The organism is Leucobacter aridicollis (assembly GCF_013409595.1).
Lineage (GTDB): Bacteria > Actinomycetota > Actinomycetes > Actinomycetales > Microbacteriaceae > Leucobacter > Leucobacter aridicollis.
This window is the reverse complement of the sequence record NZ_JACCBD010000001.1, coordinates 1,876,399-1,892,359: the sequence shown is the minus strand read 5'-3', so window position 1 is coordinate 1,892,359 and position 15,961 is coordinate 1,876,399. Positions and strand designations below refer to the sequence as shown.

General features: G+C 63.1%; 15 protein-coding genes. 14 read left to right on the top strand and 1 reads right to left on the bottom strand.

Annotated features, from left to right (window positions below):
* Both BJ960_RS08710 and BJ960_RS08705 read left to right on the top strand, forming a co-directional pair.
* Positions 1-1,266 (top strand): hypothetical protein, encoded by a 1,266-nt coding sequence (locus BJ960_RS08710; protein ID WP_185986990.1) that lies wholly within the window; start codon positions 1-3, stop codon positions 1,264-1,266.
* Positions 1,267-1,876: 610 nt separating this feature from the next.
* On the top strand, positions 1,877-2,089 hold the full coding sequence (locus BJ960_RS08705; protein ID WP_185986989.1) for a hypothetical protein: 213 nt from the start codon (positions 1,877-1,879) through the stop codon (positions 2,087-2,089).
* Here BJ960_RS08705 and BJ960_RS08700 read toward each other — a convergent pair.
* The gene (locus tag BJ960_RS08700) at positions 2,086-2,514 is read right to left on the bottom strand and encodes a hypothetical protein (RefSeq protein WP_185986988.1); all 429 of its coding nucleotides are present in this window, start codon (positions 2,512-2,514) and stop codon (positions 2,086-2,088) included. The genes BJ960_RS08705 and BJ960_RS08700 overlap by 4 nt on opposite strands.
* Positions 2,515-2,656: 142 nt before the next feature.
* Between BJ960_RS08700 and BJ960_RS08695 the strand changes: the two genes are divergently transcribed.
* From BJ960_RS08695 to BJ960_RS08640, 12 genes are all read left to right on the top strand, one after another.
* A complete protein-coding gene (locus tag BJ960_RS08695; RefSeq protein WP_185986987.1) occupies positions 2,657-5,293 on the top strand; it encodes a phage/plasmid primase, P4 family in 2,637 nt (878 codons plus the stop codon).
* Between the two features lie 11 nt (positions 5,294-5,304).
* Positions 5,305-6,978: a DNA polymerase A family protein gene (locus tag BJ960_RS08690; RefSeq protein ID WP_185986986.1), complete on the top strand. Its 1,674-nt coding sequence runs from the start codon at positions 5,305-5,307 to the stop codon at positions 6,976-6,978.
* Between the two features lie 64 nt (positions 6,979-7,042).
* Positions 7,043-7,255 carry a helix-turn-helix domain-containing protein gene (locus tag BJ960_RS08685; protein WP_185986985.1) on the top strand — a complete coding sequence of 71 codons (213 nt, stop codon included), beginning with the start codon at positions 7,043-7,045 and terminating at the stop codon, positions 7,253-7,255.
* Between the two features lie 30 nt (positions 7,256-7,285).
* On the top strand, positions 7,286-7,810 hold the full coding sequence (locus BJ960_RS08680; protein WP_185986984.1) for a hypothetical protein: 525 nt from the start codon (positions 7,286-7,288) through the stop codon (positions 7,808-7,810).
* Positions 7,811-7,964: 154 nt separating this feature from the next.
* The gene (locus BJ960_RS08675) at positions 7,965-9,155 is read left to right on the top strand and encodes a prealbumin-like fold domain-containing protein (protein WP_185986983.1); all 1,191 of its coding nucleotides are present in this window, start codon (positions 7,965-7,967) and stop codon (positions 9,153-9,155) included.
* Positions 9,156-9,302: 147 nt separating this feature from the next.
* On the top strand, positions 9,303-9,992 hold the full coding sequence (locus tag BJ960_RS08670; RefSeq protein WP_185986982.1) for a hypothetical protein: 690 nt from the start codon (positions 9,303-9,305) through the stop codon (positions 9,990-9,992).
* A 77-nt stretch (positions 9,993-10,069) separates the two neighbouring features.
* Positions 10,070-10,348, top strand: a complete 279-nt coding sequence (locus BJ960_RS08665; RefSeq protein WP_185986981.1) for a glutaredoxin family protein — start codon at positions 10,070-10,072, stop codon at positions 10,346-10,348.
* Positions 10,349-10,402: 54 nt separating this feature from the next.
* Complete coding sequence (locus BJ960_RS08660; RefSeq protein WP_185986980.1) at positions 10,403-12,814, top strand: FtsK/SpoIIIE domain-containing protein; 2,412 nt, start codon at positions 10,403-10,405, stop codon at positions 12,812-12,814.
* Between the two features lie 9 nt (positions 12,815-12,823).
* Complete coding sequence (locus BJ960_RS08655; RefSeq protein ID WP_185986979.1) at positions 12,824-13,045, top strand: hypothetical protein; 222 nt, start codon at positions 12,824-12,826, stop codon at positions 13,043-13,045.
* A gap of 29 nt (positions 13,046-13,074) precedes the next feature.
* The gene (locus BJ960_RS08650; RefSeq protein ID WP_185986978.1) at positions 13,075-14,610 is read left to right on the top strand and encodes a hypothetical protein; all 1,536 of its coding nucleotides are present in this window, start codon (positions 13,075-13,077) and stop codon (positions 14,608-14,610) included.
* A gap of 69 nt (positions 14,611-14,679) precedes the next feature.
* Positions 14,680-14,934 carry a hypothetical protein gene (locus BJ960_RS08645; RefSeq protein ID WP_185986977.1) on the top strand — a complete coding sequence of 85 codons (255 nt, stop codon included), beginning with the start codon at positions 14,680-14,682 and terminating at the stop codon, positions 14,932-14,934.
* On the top strand, positions 14,931-15,611 hold the full coding sequence (locus BJ960_RS08640) for a hypothetical protein (protein ID WP_185986976.1): 681 nt from the start codon (positions 14,931-14,933) through the stop codon (positions 15,609-15,611). The genes BJ960_RS08645 and BJ960_RS08640 overlap by 4 nt, the downstream gene beginning before the upstream one ends.
* Positions 15,612-15,961 lie beyond the last annotated feature (350 nt).

Here is a 15,961-nt window from a genome sequence, read left to right as displayed (position 1 = left end):
ATGCTTGATGCGCCTCCTAATATCACGTTCCCTCTTGTAGTCACGGGTGAAATTGATGATTCGCCTCTGGACGGAGCGATCACCTTGGACGAGAAGGGTGACTACTGGTTTGAGTCAGAAACAAGTTGGTCAGGCGGCACACAACCAGGGAGTAGCGCTGCGCAACTGAAAGAGTTTCGAGGTTTCTACGGATCGTCGCCGATCTACTTGAAGGGTCCGGACTTCTGGAAAGGAGGCCGTCAGTACATCCGAGTGCAAGACTTGCGGGTCGGCACCTCGCACCCCGATGAAAGCTATGTCGAGGTACGGTGCACCTATCAGTATGCAAAGCAACTTTCTAGCTGGTATCACCGCGACGGGGCTCAACGTTCACCGAGAACGCCACTGAAACTTCCTGCTCTTGAGAGCGCGCCAGAGATGTCCCTTATCTTCGAGGGCGACTCCGTGCAACTGACGGTCGAAACCCCAGCTCCAATCGAGCATTTCGAAATACAGCTCGAGGCGTTCCGTAGGCTCTTGACGTTCGCGGCGCAGCGTCCCGTGGCGCAGCTGTCGATGACCGGGAGAACAGAAAGTGGGGCGGAATCGAGCATCTTCGCTCGCCAGTTCATGAAGCCAGGAAACGCGCCGAAGCGTGATTACCGAGACTTCCCGCTCCGACTCGGGAACGAGAATACCCAGAACGCAATCACCAAGTGGTGGGAGATGAGTGACAAGCTCCGGCCGCTACCACAGACAGTGGCCGGTATTATCGCGCAGCCAGGGTATGTGGAATCAGATTTCGTTTTCTTGGCGACGGTCCTAGATCGCCTTGGAGACGAGTGGGCAGATGTTCCGAACCTGTTGACCAAGGAGCAGTTCCAGGCAGTACAAGGAGCCCTTTCCGAACTTGAACTCCCCGATTCGTTTCAGATCACGAATACCGTGCCATTTGAACCTCGCGTCGTGGCAGTCTCAGAGCTCCTCCCAAGCGAAGTCTGGGAGACACTCCGAATCGACCGTGGGTCATGGATCAAGTCGCTGAAGCGGCATCGGAATCTGGTCGCACATTCGTCTGAGCAGAGGGCTGCTCATCGGGCATTCATGACCGGTCTAGGGCTAAGGGCGCTGCGCGACGCAACGGCAGTGATCGTGACGTTGCTAATGGTGCAGCACTTGGGGGTCGAGGGTGAGGCTCTGGAGTTTGCAGCTGACCGCCTGAGGGTTACTCGCATCCACAGATACACTAACGAGGAGCTCCGGTTCACGAACAGCGGGTTGGGGTAGATGTCGCAGTGCTGGACAGCTGATCTAGCCTCATAACGCCTTCCATCCCACTTTTGCCAGGACGGTCGCTCGCTGGCTCTCAAAATAGGTCTTAACGATCGCGTCGGTGTCCATCCAGATAGCCGGATTGCGCAGGATATGGCAGTGCAAAAGTCAGTGCAACTTTTACACTCGGCCCTCTATAAAGTGCACTTTTCAGGCTGAAAGGTGCACTTTTCGCTCGTCGCTGACCGCCCTCGTCGTCGGACCACGGGCGTGGCGTCGGCTCGATAACGGTCACCGGAGTTCAAAATCGCCTTTCGGCAGTGTAAAAGTGCAAAAGTGAAAGCGACTTTTACACTGACTTTTGCACTGCAAAATCCGCATGATTCCGCGGTTCTATTCCCCAAAAGTGTAAAAGTGCACTTTATTTCCAAATTCTTTTCTAGAAAAAATAGAGCCTCCGGAAGGCCCTCCTGAAGCTATATAGAAAAAGATGTTGGAAAAGTTCTGCACTTTTACACTTTCGGGTTTTCGGAGTCCGGTTCCGCCGGCCAACCCACGAACTTACGACACGCCCGGGATTCAACGAAAACGGCCGCTTTGGCCGGTCGCCGCTCGTAACAAGTGCATGACATCCACTGAGCTGAATCTCTGCCAGGCCGCTACTCTCCTCGGTGCGACCGCGACCCTCGAGCGCTGGTCAAGCGAGACCGGACTGAACCTACGCGAGCTCGACGCATGGCTCGACGCGCCACCCACCGACTATCCGGCGCACGACCTCGTTGTCCTGGCAGAGGTCGCCGACTGCGCGGCTTGGCTCGCGGGGAGCGCCGCGTGCTAGTCCTGCGGGAAGAACCGCTTCCGCCCGTTGACCAACTCGAAGCGGAGGCCGCGGACTTCGCCGGATTCGGCATCGCCGACGAGCTGGTAGAGGCGCGCGCGGCCGATTCCGAGAAGCGCTGCGGCCTCGCTGGCTCCGACGCCCACCGCGGGTGCACCCTTCTCTCGAAGGGCACGTTGGCGTTCGGCCGCGGTCTTCTGCGCTCGCTTGGTTGCCTCGGAGCTCCGATGCGCATACCAGCGGAGGCGATGCCGACTTTCGCCGGTCGCCTCGACGAGCGCCTCCCACGGAACCTGATCCTTGAAGCGGGCCGCGCGCACCGCGGCTTCTACGTCGTCGCGCTTCTGCTCGATGGCTTCTTCGAGCTCGCGCAGCTCATTAAGCGCGGCGACGAGCGCATCTACGGAGCGATGGGTGGAAGTCATGAACTCGATCCTATCCGGGCACCATTCTCTGCCCTCGGAACCAATGCGCGGCGATCGTCATCTAAAGTAGACGAAAGTGTGCACATCGTCTATGCTGGTGTTATTCGGTTAAACCGGGTGAAGGACTAGGAAGGCAGGGCTCGTGTACATCACGGAATTCCTCTCGCGACTCGAGAAAGTTGAGGAGCGTAAGGGTGGCTGGGCCGCTCTCTGCCCGGCCCACGCGGATACGAAGCCTTCGCTACTCGTATCGCTCGGCGCGACCCAGCCCGTCGTCGTGATGTGCCAGACGGACGGTTGCGGACTGAGCCGGATTCTCTCGGCGATCAAGGTCTCGATGGCCGAATTCAAGTCGATCTTTGTTCCTGTTGAGACCGTTGCGACCGTCGGTAAGTCGTCCTCGAAGACACCGGCCGGGGGCATGAGCGTCGCTAAGCTTAAGGTCGAACTCTCCCTCTTCGCCGACCAGCTCGCGGAACCGACCGCACTCGCGCAGCAAGCGCTCGCCTACGTTGAGTCCCGCTTTGGCGTTGATGCTGAGCGCGCCCGCAACCTTGGCCTTGGGCTGCTTCCGAGCAAGGCAGGATCGCCGCGCGTCGTTGTGCCGTTCCGTACGCCGCGAGGCGTGGCGCGCGGTTACCAGGCGCGCGCCATCGATCCTTCGTACGACGGGCAGGCGAAGTGGTTGAACGCATCCTCGCCCTCTGAATCCGAGTCATGGTCACCGCTCGCCTGGATGGCAGGCACGAACTCGAACGCTGCCCGGCTTCCAGTTATCGTCGCTGAAGGCCCCGGCGACGCCATGACTGCCTCGACCATGGGCGGACTCGACACAATCTCGGTGGCGGGCGCAGGCCAGCGCTCCGACGTTCTGATTGCCGACATTCTCGACTGGACCGCCGGTCGCAAGATCGTTGTCGCCGGAGACGCAGACCGCGCCGGTCAGTCGATGACCGCCGGGCTGATTGCCGCGCTCAACGCGAAGATCCCGGGTACCGCATCGGCGCTTGTACTGCCCGATGGCTATGACCTGTCCGAGCTGTTCGCTGAAAAAGGCGCGGAGCTCTTCGGTGCGTGGCTGACCGAAGCCGTGGCGGTCGCGCAGACGCCTGCCCCGCCTGCCCTTGTCGCTGCACAGGGTGAGCTTCTTGTAGTCCGACCAGGTAGCCAGAACCTAAATGACCTTGCTGTAGGCGGTACGAAGGCCTTCGATTTCCGCTGGGACATGAACGAAGCGGCTCCCGACGAGAAGGGCGCTGCCCGCCAGCTCCTCGCATATGCGGAGTCCCGAGGGGAGCGCCTCGCGTGCGTGGAAAGCGGTGAGTGGCTCGCCTATTCTGACGCTTCCGGTGTTTGGAAGCGCGATGAGTCGGTTCGCGTTCGCCACATGGGCCTCGAGCTTGCCGATGTGGTTGAGAATTTCACCTGGGACGTGACTCGTGGTGCGAACGCCGTCGCGGCGCAGCTCGCGAAACTTCCCGAGGGCTCGCCGGAGCGCGTCGAAGCCGAGGAGAAGCTGGCTGACGCGCGGCGCCTCGTCAAGATTTCCGAGCGCCTCAACTCCGATGCCGGCCAGAGCGCGCTCGTAAATATGGCCTCGCGCATCGCTGGCACCCGCGCCGACTCGTTCGACGCGCACCCCCATCTCCTGAATTGCCGAAATGGGATCTATGACTATCGGCGCGACGCTTTGATTCCGCACGACCCCGAGCTGCGTCTCACGCGTCAGGTCGATGCGTCTTACGACCCTGAGGCGAAGTGCCCAGGGTGGGAGAAATTCTTGGCTGAGGCGCACCGCACCCGCCCTGAGATCCCCGGCTATCTCCAGGAGGTGCTCGGTGCCAGCCTCTTCGCTATGGGCCGCGAGGAAGTCATCATCGGTCATTTCGGTTCCGGCGGCAACGGAAAGGGCACGATGCTCGAGATCATAGCCAGCGTTTTTGGCGATTACACAGCGAACCCGTCGATGGAGCTTTTTGAGGCCAAGCCGAACGGTAATCCGGGCGGGCCGAACCCACAACTTATGGCGTTGCGCGGCGCGAAGATGATCTTCGCGTCAGAGAATAAGCCTGGCGCGCGCATGGATGAGGCTTTCATGAAGCGTGCGTCGGGCGGCGACCCGATCTCAGCCCGCACGCTCCACGAGAAGCGGATGAGCGAGTTCGTGGTCGAAGGCATCATTCAGCTATTCATCAACGATGTCCCAAATTTCGGGGACCGGTCGAACGGCATTTGGCGCCGGTTCAAGCACGTCCGCTGGTCAGAGACCTTCCCGACTACGCCGGGTTTCAAAGACGCCTTGCTCGAAGAGCGCGACGGCATCCTCGCCTGGGTGATCGAAGGCGCGCGCCGATACCGAGCGCGCGGGTACTTGGAGCATCCGGAGTCCGTGAAGGCAGACACGGCGGCGCTTCGAGAGGATCTCGACCCACTCACTCCGCTATTCTCAGACCGCTTGATTCGCGACGAACACTCCAGGATCAGTCGAGCCGACGCATACAAGGTATACGAAAACTGGTTCGAAGAAGAGGGTATGAGTAAGCCCCACAAGTGGTCGAAAACCCACTTCTTTAAGGAGCTCAGAAATCGCGGTTTCGTCGACAGGCCCAGCAACGGCACTCATTATTTCTATGGCCTTCGGAGCCACTTGGTTGCACCCGCAACTGCGCCCGTCTCAGCGCCCGAGTTGCAGCCGACCGTTGAACCGGCCTCGAGCGTTGAGGTACCTACCCAGCCGCCCGCATCGACGGGCCTCGACCTCGCTGCTTGGGCTGCGTGAGAGGAATAGTTATGAACTCGATTGAACTCTTCGAAGCGATCAAGAACCCTGAGAGCCTGCGGATCGGCATGGAGATCAATGAGGCCGGTTGGTACTCGGTTATCGTCGTGCGCGGTACCTCGACGCCGGTCTATCTCGACCTCGATGTCACCGAGAATCTGCACACAGCGCGAGCCCTACTGACCTCGCCGTCCGTGCAGCTTGCGGTGCACGACCTTGACTCTTTCGTGCGAGCCGCCTGGGCCGTCCTCGGTGTGCCAGCCGGAGAGTTCGCGGACCGTGTCCTCGACTCGCTCACGCTGCTGCGTATCGTCAGTCCGAGTCTTTGCTACCCAAAGGCTGAAGACTGGATTGGCGCCGCAGTGCGCAGAATGGAGGTGAGCGACCCAGAGCTGCACCAGTCGATGGCTGAGGGGATGGCCGTGGAGGCCGTGACCCCGGACGGCCAGGAAATTGAGCCGCGCCCTGGCCAAAAGCCCGCGGCGACGGTCGGGGTCAACGCGACGACCGCGCTCTGGCTCTCGAGTCACCTGGTGCGCGCGATCTTGCGACTGCCTGGTGGTCAGGAGATGATCCGCACCGAGCACCGTCTCGCGCTGCAGGTCATGCAGATGAGCCTTCGAGGCATGCGTGTCGATGCAGAGTACGCAACCAATCTGGATGAACGGCTCGCCGCCGAGGCAGATGCGGCCCTCGCGACTTGTGAGCAGTGGGGCGTACACTCGCCGGGCTCCGACCAACAGGTCTCCGCAGTGCTCAATGCGATCGGCGTTGACGTGCCGAGCGGCGGTCTTAGCTACGACACGCTGGAGAGCACTGGACATGAGCTAGCAGAGGCGGTGGTCCATTTCCGCCGCGCTGAAAAGTCGCGCTCATATACGAAAGCTCTACTCTCCGACCGCGGCACCGACGACCGCATCCACGCGACCATCAGGCCGCAGGCAGCGCGGACGGCACGGATGAGCGTGTCGGCTCCTCCGCTGCAGCAAATTCCGAAGAGAGGCGGATCAGAAATTCGGCGTTGCCTGGTCGCCGGCCCTGGGGAGGTCGTCATCTCTGCGGACTATGACCAGGTGGAACTGCGAGTGCTCGCCGCGCTCGCGGACGTGAGGCAGATGAAGCGGGCGATCGCCGAGGGGATCGACCTGCACACGCAGACAGCCTGTCTCCTGTTCAACGTAATCGAGCCGAGCGAGGAGCAGCGCCGGGTCGCTAAGGCAGCGAATTTTCTGACCGTGTATGGCGGCGGAGCGGAACGCCTCGCGGAGCAGGCTGACATCGAGGTGGAGCAGGCGAACTCGGTCCTCGACGAGTTCGACATCGCATACCCAGAGATCAGGGCATACGGCGACCAGATCCGCGCCGACGCTGCCCGCCTTGGATACGTGCACGTCCCGACCTCCGGCCGCCGCATCCCGGTAGACAAAGAGCGTGTCGCTACGACCGCTCTAAATTATGCCATTCAATCAAGCGCGCGCGACGTGCTTGTCGGCGGAATAGACCGAGCTTTCGAAGCTGGGATCGGTCACTACCTCGTCCTACCGATTCACGATGAGCTCGTAGCGGTCTGTCCGGAGGAAATTGCGGACGACGTGCTTGCTCGTCTTATACGAGCAATGGCGGTGCAGATCAAGGACGTGCTTATTACGGCAAGCGGGAATATTCTCGGAAATTCGTGGAAATAAACTAGACGTTAGTGTGCACGTCCGCTATGCTATTACTTAAAGAACTTGGAAGGAACTGGCGAAAATGCTTAAGAAGGTTACCGAGCTACCGCGGGCGTGGTACTCGCTGGACGACGTGGCCGACATTCTTGGCCTCGAGCGCACTGCCATCTACGAGAAGAGCCGCAAAGGCAGTATTCCCGCTACGAAGATCGGTGGTCGGTGGATGATCCCTGTCTGGTACGTGAACAAGTTGCTCGAGGCTGGCACCACCCCTCCGGAGCCCGCAGCCGCCTAGGTCACCAGCACGATCAGGAGAGACGACACTATGACACGCACGCACATGAATCTCACACCGCGCGACCACCGCGACACTCCCGCCGAGATTATCGAGGAGCTCGCCGCCGCTTTCGAGCTCTCGCAGCCCCGCGCCGAACATCTCTACGAGGCAGCCGAGATTGACGAGCGCTGGAGCGTGCTCGTCCTCCCACACGTTGCCTCCCCGTACGCCTACGTGCGGGATCACGAGATCGACAAGCTCCGTGCCCGCGCCGAGCACCGTTTCCCTGATCTCCCGCTTGACGAGGCGGTCGCCGCCTACGTAGACGAGAAGCTCGACGAGCAACAGGCCGCCGCCCGCGCGATCAACGAGCGGGACTGGGCGCAGGGCTGGTCAGGGGACCGCTCGACGCCGCATGGCACCCCCTACGAGCAGTGGCTCGCCGGGCACCCGGATTACGGTCGCAGGGAGGCGAAGGTCGAGAATCCAGAGACCAAACGAATCGCCGACGAGCTCTTCGCGTACCTCCGCGAGCACGGGGCACTGCTCAGCCCACCAGCGCTGGCGCCCTGATAGATCACCCCGGGCGCGCCGTCAAGTGTGGTAGCTGCCGGCGCCCGGGGTAACAACCTTACAATGCGCAGCTACCACCAATCGAAAATTTCACACTCACCCTCTGACGGTCTACGGCAGCTACCAACTCACCCGACCCGCAGAGGAGGACCTCGTGTCAATCATCACCCGCACCCGCCGCACCGCTTTTGGTCTCGCGACTCTCGCAGTCGCAGCGACTGCCATCACCATCCCGCTCATCGCTCAGCCCCTCCCCGCGCAGGCTGCTGCTGGCGGCTGCACCGCTGCCCCAACGACGCTCCTCATCGCGAAGACCGATCTGGATGGCAGGCCTCTCGCCGATGCAACCTTCCAGGTTGACGCCCAGCATTGGGACGTTAACTCCCCGCTTTCGCCAGGCTTCGCAGCCAACCCGCTCTACGGCGAATTCTCCGCTGCTCAGACCACCTCTGACGAAGCCCGCCAGGCGGCAGACGACGCCCGTACCGTCCTCCACGACGCTCAGGCCGCTCGGGCTGACGCTCAAGCGATCCTCGACGAACTGCTGGCTGACGCAGGTGCGCAGTCGCCGCCTGAGCTCGCCGCCCTCTACGAACAGGAGTCCTCGCAGAGCGTCGCGCTCAGCGAGGCGCAGGACGTACTCGCTACAGCACAGGAACACCTCACTGCCGCCGAGTGGGGCGGCGACTCCGTCGAGATCGCAGCCGCCCAGGCAGCGGTCGAAACCGCGACTCAGGCTGTCGCCGACGCTGAGGCCGTGCTCGTAGAGATCCGCGCCGAGATCGATGCGCTGATCGCCGCCGGGCCGAGTGCTGACGAGATCGCGGATGCACACGCGTCTCTGACCGCCGCGACTGCAGCCGCTAAAGATGCGGCAGCCGAGTACGACGCCGCAGATCGGGCGGCCATTACCGCCGCTCGCGCGACCGAGAGAATCTGGATCGACGCTTTCGAGCAGGTGACCCATAGCACCGTCACTACCGATGAGGATGGGCAGGCAGCCGTCGAGGTCGTCGGCTACGCCTCATGCACCAATGGAGCGACTGGAGCCCAGGACATCGCTCACATCACCGCCCCCGTCGTAACCGAGATTGAGGCCCCGGCCGGGTTCCGGCTCGATGAGACGCCGCACACCGCCGAGCAGCTCGATGACGGCAGCTGGACGGTGACGGTCGTGAACGAGCCGGTCGAGGAGCCTGAGGACCCTATCGAGCCACCGACGCCGCTGATCCAGACCGGCACCGATCTCACCGCCCCGCTCACTCTCGGCGCGATCCTCGCTGCCGCTGGCGGCGTGCTCGCGAGTGGCCAGCTGCTGCGCCACATCCGCCGCCGGAGCGCATAAAAAGTACCGCGGGCGCGAGGGAACACAGGCTGGGGAGCCTCTTTCGGCCCAAGCACCCGCGGTCCTACGAGGCCGGGATCTCAAGTCCCACAACCGGAGTCCCGGCCTCACCCTCCACCCATCAGCAGAGAGACTAGGAGAGTCTACATGTCCACCCAGACAAAACCCCAGATCACGCGCCGCATCGGCGCTACCGCCATCGCTGGAGCCGCCGTTCTCGGCGCGCTTCTCATCCCGTCCACCGCCCATGCTGCCGGAATCGGCCCGCAGACTACTGAGGCCTCAATCACCGTAACCGCGGCGGGTGCGCAGGCAGCCGGCGAGACCGTACTCGTTGACGCGGCCTGGCCCGAGCTGCTTCCTGGCGGCTCGGATTTCGCGTCGAACGCTGAAGCCTCGAGCTACCAGCAGGCGCAAGCACGCCATGACCGCGCGCAGGCTGAAACCGCTGCCTACTTCGCCGCGCAGGACCGCCCCGCACAGCGGGCCTACGATCAGGCGTATCAGGCCTACATCAACGGCAGCGGCACCGCACAGCAGTGGCTTGCCACGATGCCCGCCCAGGGCACTGAGATGCGCGAGATCCAGGCCCGATACGACGCTACGCCTCTCGCTGCCGAATCCCGGGCGGCTTCGCAGGCGCTCTCCAAGGAGAAGAAGGAGATGCTGACGGAGGCAAGGGAAGTCCGCGAGGTCGTAACCGATGAACGCGGCGAGCTGACCGTCTCGCCCGCCATCGGAGGCGGTGTTGCTCATCCAAGCGTTGGACTGAGTGCGGATGCGATGCAGCAGCTTCCGTACGCCCCGTCGAGCACCACTGAGCTGGTCGTCCGCTAGCTCTCCCCAGACCGCCGGGGCGGAGTGGTCGTGTCCTCCGCCCCGGCCCCTTCCCGCACCTATCTAAGGAGATCTTCATGCCCACACAACAAATCACAATCTTCACCGCCGGTCCGTCATGCATACAGTGTCGCCTGACCGAAAAGCTCCTCTCCTCACTCGGCTTCGCCTATGAGCTCCGCCCAGCCGACGCTCTGTCCGACGAACTGCGGGCGCAGGCAATGGCGCTCGGGGCCGTAATCCAGGCACCGCTCGTGCTCGTGCGTGACGCGTCCGGCGAGCTTGCGCAGGCGTGGGGCGGATACCGACCTGACCTGATCGATGTGTTGGCAGGGGAGCGGATGCTGGCGGCGTGACGCCATCAGATGACCCGTATGTGTAGCAGTAGATAACAACGTCAGGAGGAGTCAGTGGGAGTCTCAATGCGCGAGATGGCCGTAGCTCAGGCCAAGCGCTCCGCCGTGAGCGCGATCTTCCGCGCGGTCTTCACGCCGATCCGCTGGGCTGCCTACCTTCTCACCGGCGCAGTTACGGTGCTCGCCGACAGCCCCCGTTACGAAAAAGCCACCGGCCATCGCCCGCGCACCTCTGCCCAAGAAGCCCGGCAGGTTGTTGGCGCGGCGCTCTGGGCTTTCCTTCCGAGCATCGCAGCTCATTTCGGAGCACTGCTGATCGTTATCGCCACACTCGCCTTCGTTGCGGTCACTGTCATCGGCCGTCGCCTGCGATACCTCGACCAGGCCACACAGACCAGGCTCACCGTCCCCGCCTTCTGGCAGATCCCGGCGCTTCTAATCCCGACGCTGCTTGCATTCGCTGTCGCCCTCCTCCCGGTTATCCCAGCGACCCGCAGCCTCCTCGCCGATTTAGTTCCGCTCATGTGGTGGATGCCGGCAGCGGCGATTGCTGTTGGAGGCGTGCTGTACTGGGTCGCTCTCCTGATCTCCGCTCGCCACGCTGGATTCAAACGAGCCAAGCGTGGCGAGATCGCAGACCTGTTGAAGGAAGCACTCGGCGTTGACGACCGCGAGGCGGAGCGGATCCAACACAGGGGCGACACCTTTACGATCCGCCCTACGCCGGCGACTGCAAGCGCACGCCTCTCTGCTAACCCAACTCAGGTTGATCGCACCATCGCCGCGATAAACAGCGGCTACGAGGTCGTCATCGCTGATGGATCGCTCATCGTCCAGCCAGTGACGCTCGCGACCCAGAGCCGCCGTCACCTCGATGCGCTATCCGGCGGACTCGTCATCGATGAGACATCGGGAGAGAACAGCTCAACCGTGCTTACGCTGGCACCTGGCACCTCACCCTCCGCTGCTGAAGCTGTCGCTGCGTATGCGGCAACCCAGCACGACGGGGCATCGCTGGTCGAATGGTTGCCGCTCGAGAGCCGTGCGGTCATTGCGAAGCTCGCCGACGACCTGCGCACAGTGCGCGAGCGTATCGCCGCGCAGCTCAAGGCGTACCCGCACGATCTTCGTATCGAGCAGACCACTGACATGCTCGGACACCGAATGCTCGAATTCAGCGCACCCCAGCTACTCGCCGCCGACCGGGTGTCGCGCCGCAAGATTGCTGCTGAACTCAAGGCTTCGGTGGCTCCGCGGGAGAAGGATCTTTCTTGGCGTACCACAGTAGACGACACTTCCGGGTCGATCGCGATGCGCGAGCGCCGTGACCCGTTGATGACGATGTTGACGCTTGATGACTTCCGTGAGAAGCACCCGCTCGACACGGACCCGGCGACTAGCTGGAAGTCGTTCGAAATCGCGATTACCGAAGACGGCGCGGCCGTACCGTTCAGCCTCTTCCATACACTCACTGTCGGTCAAACCGGCTCAGGCAAAGGCTCGGTCATCTGGTCGATCCTCTCCGGCGTGCTCCCGTCAGCACGCCAAGGGCTCGCCGAAATTTACGCCATCGACCCAAAAGGTGCGGAAGCGATTGCTGACGATGGAAGCCTGCGAGGGATGTTCCAACAGGTGGCCACCACGCCTGACGATTGGGCAGCCCTCGTATCCGACGTGGTCGACAAAATGAACGCGCGTAAGGGGCAGGGGCGGAGTCTGCCGGTGACCCGCGAGCAGCCACTCATCGTGCTCTTCATCGACGAGCTTTCGGCACTGACAGCCCTCGACACTGACTCAAAGCGAGCAAACGAGGTCATGTCGAACCTGCTGCTTCTTTCCAGCCAGGGGCGCTCAATGAACGTGCTGATTGTGAGTGCTGTTCAGGCTCCACAGAAGGACATGGTCGGCAAGCTCCGCCCGTTCTTGCCGATGCGTATTGCGCTGCGCACCGAGACGCCTCTAGAGACGGACCTCGTCCTCGGTACCGGTGCCACGGACTTTGGCGCAGAAGCGCATCTCATCCCCGTGGCGTCACCGGGCAACGGCTACCGAAGCGCGGGCATCGGCTATGTCCGCGTCGAAGGCTTCCCCGAGCCGCAGCGTGTTCGCTTCCCATACACCGATGACGCGACGCTTGACCGCTGGGATCGCGAGTTCCGTGAGCTGCGCGCCGCCGGTCAGTTGCCGCCGCAGGTAGGTGCCGAGAATCCGGAGATCGTGCCCGCGTTCGGGCAGATCCTGAACCAGGACACGGCAGACACCGACCTCGGCGAGTTTGACCTGGGTGACCTTGACCTCGGTGACGCCGCCTTCACCACCGCCTCGCCCGGCGAGCTACCGCCCGTACCTGCCGCGCGGGCTGCAGAGACAATCGGCGCTACGCCGGCGCAAGCCGCTGCGCAGCGCGCGCCGCTCGTAATCACAAGCAACCCAGCAAAACCAAATTTCGATGACCTTTTCGGTTAGGAGCACCCGATGACTAACACGACCCCGCCAGACTCACCGTTCGACGGCTGGATACCGCTGGCGCAGCTCGCCCGCGAGACCGGGCTACCGCTACCGACGATCAGGATCCGTGCGTGGCGCGCCCTGTCGGGCAAGTCTGACGATTCAGCTTTTGAATATCTTCGCTGTGCTCCAGACGAACCCCGCAGCACAGTGCTTGCGCGCCGTCGCCAGCACCCACCACACCAGTAAGCACAACCCTCACCCACAGGAGGTATAAGATGTCCGCACCAATCCGCCGTCTCAGCGCGTCCCTCGCTACAACAGCAATCGCCTGCGCGGCACTGCTCGCGCCTACAGCAGCCCACGCTGCCGATCTTGACTGCGAGTCCGGCCGCATCGCTGGCCCGCTGCAATCCGCGACCGTCAAAGACGCGTCGGGCGCAACGCTCGGTCAGATGCAGGCACCGCTCTGCGCCGTCACCGGCCAGCTGATTCCACACCCCCAGTTCACGACCGCCCCCGGTAGCTATGAGGTCGAGTTTCGCCCCGACACGCAGGGGTTCGTCGAGCAGTACGACGTCACAATCTACCCCGCTGTGAGCGCCGAACAGCTTGAAAAGAGCGGCAAGTACTTCGCCATCGCCGCGGAGGATGACCTGCCTGGGGGAGTTTGGGACAAGATCGGATCGGCCTCCGACGGCCTCTTCGCGATGCCCGGAACCGGCGCATTTAGCGCCGGCCCGGTGTCCGACGGACTCGCAAGTGGTACGGCTTTCCTGAGCTCGAACGATCCGCAGCTCACTGCCCAGGGTGCCGCTGGTCTGGCAGGGGAGGTGACCTGGCAGCCCGTCGTCGATCCGGCATCGGGCGACGTGCTCTGGTCGGTCCAGGAGTACCTGGTGCCGCTCGCTAGCGCGGGCGATTCGAAGCGCCCCTTCAAGGTGCCTAGCGCGGGATACCAGATCTACGACGCACCGACTGGCGCCTCGGCGGGGGGAGAACTCGCCCCGGGCGACACCGTCCAGGCGACCTCGTTCACGGCAGGTTGGGCGCTTTCTGACGAGGGCTGGATTCGTGAGCCTGCGATCAAGATTGACGATGGGAATGAGTCGAGCGAGACCTGGGCCAAGGTCAAGGAGAAGACCGGCGCTGCCTGGGACGCGACCAAGGAGAAGAGCAAGAACCTCACCGCAGCAGCCAAGGAGAAGGCGTCCGAGACCAAGCAATCCTCAAGAACCTTGACCTTCCCGGCCATGGTCAGCAGCTCGATCCTTTCAGTCATCGCCGCCATCCTGGCCATCGCCGCCCTCGTCGTCCGCCGTGCCCACGGACTCGCACTGACAACGCCCTCCGGGATCGCTCGCACTGCGACTGCTTTCGTCACCGCGCCGGCAGCGCTCATCATCTCGCTCTTCGCCGCCGCGACCGCGCCGTTCGCTTGGACCTGGCCTCCGATTCTCGCCGGCGCATCTGGCCTGCTCAGCGTCGCTGCGCTTTACGTCTTCGCCGCTCGTCTCCGCGGCGGGCATGCACACGAGTCACAGGAGGCTCTCATCGCTGGCCTCCGCAGTCCAGTAGCCATCGGTGCAGGCCTCGCAACCGCCGCCGCCACCATTGGTGTCACCGCAATTGCCGGTCTCGCTTGGCCCGCTTACGTGGTCGCGGCCCTCGGATCCATCGTCGCTTACGCAGGTATTGCCCTCACCGCGAAGCACCCACCGGAGAACACCGACACCGAAGCGGAGCAGACAGATACGCCCGACGGCGAGATCGTCGAAGCGCCCGCCGAGGCAGAGCCTGAGATGGCTGAGTAGCTGAACAACTGCGGGGCGGGGAAGACCTCGCCCCGCACCCATAACCGTCCTCTATATAGGAGAAGAGACATGTCGGGATTCGTAGACAATGATCTGGCCCTCGTGCAGGCTGCGCACCAGGCGACCACCGACCTTCGCGATGAACTTGGTCGCCGTGGTGCCGAGGCAGTACTTTGTGCCGCGGCCGCATCGGATGCCGGGAATCCATCGCTGGCTGCGGGTTACTCCGCGCTGGTTGACGCGCTCGCGATGGCCGAGCGAGAGGTTGCTGTGCTGGCGCGGGAGCACCAGGCGACCGTGCAGCGGCTCGGGGGTTCGCAGTGAAGCGTGGGGGAATTCGGGCGCTGCTTGGAGCCGGTGTCCTGGCAGCGCTGGCGCTCGGTATCGGTGCCCCGGCGCAGGCAGTAGAGCCTGAGGCTGCGGAAGCGCCGGCGGTTCCGGCTGAACCCGAGTGGGATCCCGAGGTTTGGTTGATCGAGCAATGGCCACGGTTGCCGTTCGGCGACAGGGCGGAGTTGGAGCTGACAGATCTTAGCGAGGGGCGTGAGCTTCCGAGCGGCGCGCACCAGTCGCTGGCGGGGTTCGTCTCAGTCGATTACCCGGACGTTGTGCAGCTCGACCGCGAGTACGTGAGCGGCGTCCCGTGGGAGGCCAGGAGGGCTCTTCGGGCGCTGGCGGTGCATGAGCTGACCCACGCGGCCGTCTTCCAGTCGGGCACGGTGCCTGAGCAAGCCACGTTCGCAATCACCGAAGCAGACAGCAGCTGGGCAGCACCGCTGCTTAACACCGGGCTACCCGGAAAATGGGCGGCACTCGAGGCCATCGCAGCGTGCGTTGAGCAGGCGGGAATCGCGCCCGACGCGGACGTTTACTACCTCTCCGGCCCATGCCCGCCGGCTTACCGTGATGCCGCCTTCGAGTACCTAGAGGAGATCACAGGCACCGATTGGCGGCCGCGGGAGCTTCGGCCGAACATCGCCCGCGCATTGGGTGCGTTATGACTCTCACTCTTGACCTCCCGATCCTCGACCTGCGCGACGATCTGCGGCACGCACCGGAGCTACGAACGCAGGCGCAGCCGGCACTGCCGTGGCGGTGGTCTAATACCGAAACGCAGCTATCACCCCGGCCATGCCCTTCAGTTACGATGGCGCGCGGCCAGCTCGCATCGGTGACGGGGGAGTATCCGTGGGCTTGGGTAGCAGTTGACACAGGAGAGGAGCCAGAAACCCCCGGGTATCCGCGATTCACAGCTCAGGTTCTCGGCGACGCCCGGCGAGATCAGGTCATGCTTGAGGCTCATACTTTCGATGCGCTCAACCGTTGTCTCGCACGATCGCATTCAGGACGG

Bases quoted from the DNA above. Each gene is read 5' to 3' on its own strand.
- BJ960_RS08690 (WP_185986986.1), top strand. From the start codon at position 5,305: ATGAACTCGATTGAACTCTTCGAAGCGATCAAGAACCCTGAGAGCCTG.
- BJ960_RS08685 (WP_185986985.1), top strand. From the start codon at position 7,043: ATGCTTAAGAAGGTTACCGAGCTACCGCGGGCGTGGTACTCGCTGGAC.
- BJ960_RS08665 (WP_185986981.1), top strand. From the start codon at position 10,070: ATGCCCACACAACAAATCACAATCTTCACCGCCGGTCCGTCATGCATA.
- BJ960_RS08680 (WP_185986984.1), top strand. From the start codon at position 7,286: ATGACACGCACGCACATGAATCTCACACCGCGCGACCACCGCGACACT.
- BJ960_RS08655 (WP_185986979.1), top strand. From the start codon at position 12,824: ATGACTAACACGACCCCGCCAGACTCACCGTTCGACGGCTGGATACCG.
- BJ960_RS08705 (WP_185986989.1), top strand. From the start codon at position 1,877: ATGACATCCACTGAGCTGAATCTCTGCCAGGCCGCTACTCTCCTCGGT.
- BJ960_RS08710 (WP_185986990.1), top strand. From the start codon at position 1: ATGCTTGATGCGCCTCCTAATATCACGTTCCCTCTTGTAGTCACGGGT.
- BJ960_RS08700 (WP_185986988.1), bottom strand. From the start codon at position 2,514: ATGACTTCCACCCATCGCTCCGTAGATGCGCTCGTCGCCGCGCTTAAT.
- BJ960_RS08670 (WP_185986982.1), top strand. From the start codon at position 9,303: ATGTCCACCCAGACAAAACCCCAGATCACGCGCCGCATCGGCGCTACC.
- BJ960_RS08650 (WP_185986978.1), top strand. From the start codon at position 13,075: ATGTCCGCACCAATCCGCCGTCTCAGCGCGTCCCTCGCTACAACAGCA.
- BJ960_RS08645 (WP_185986977.1), top strand. From the start codon at position 14,680: ATGTCGGGATTCGTAGACAATGATCTGGCCCTCGTGCAGGCTGCGCAC.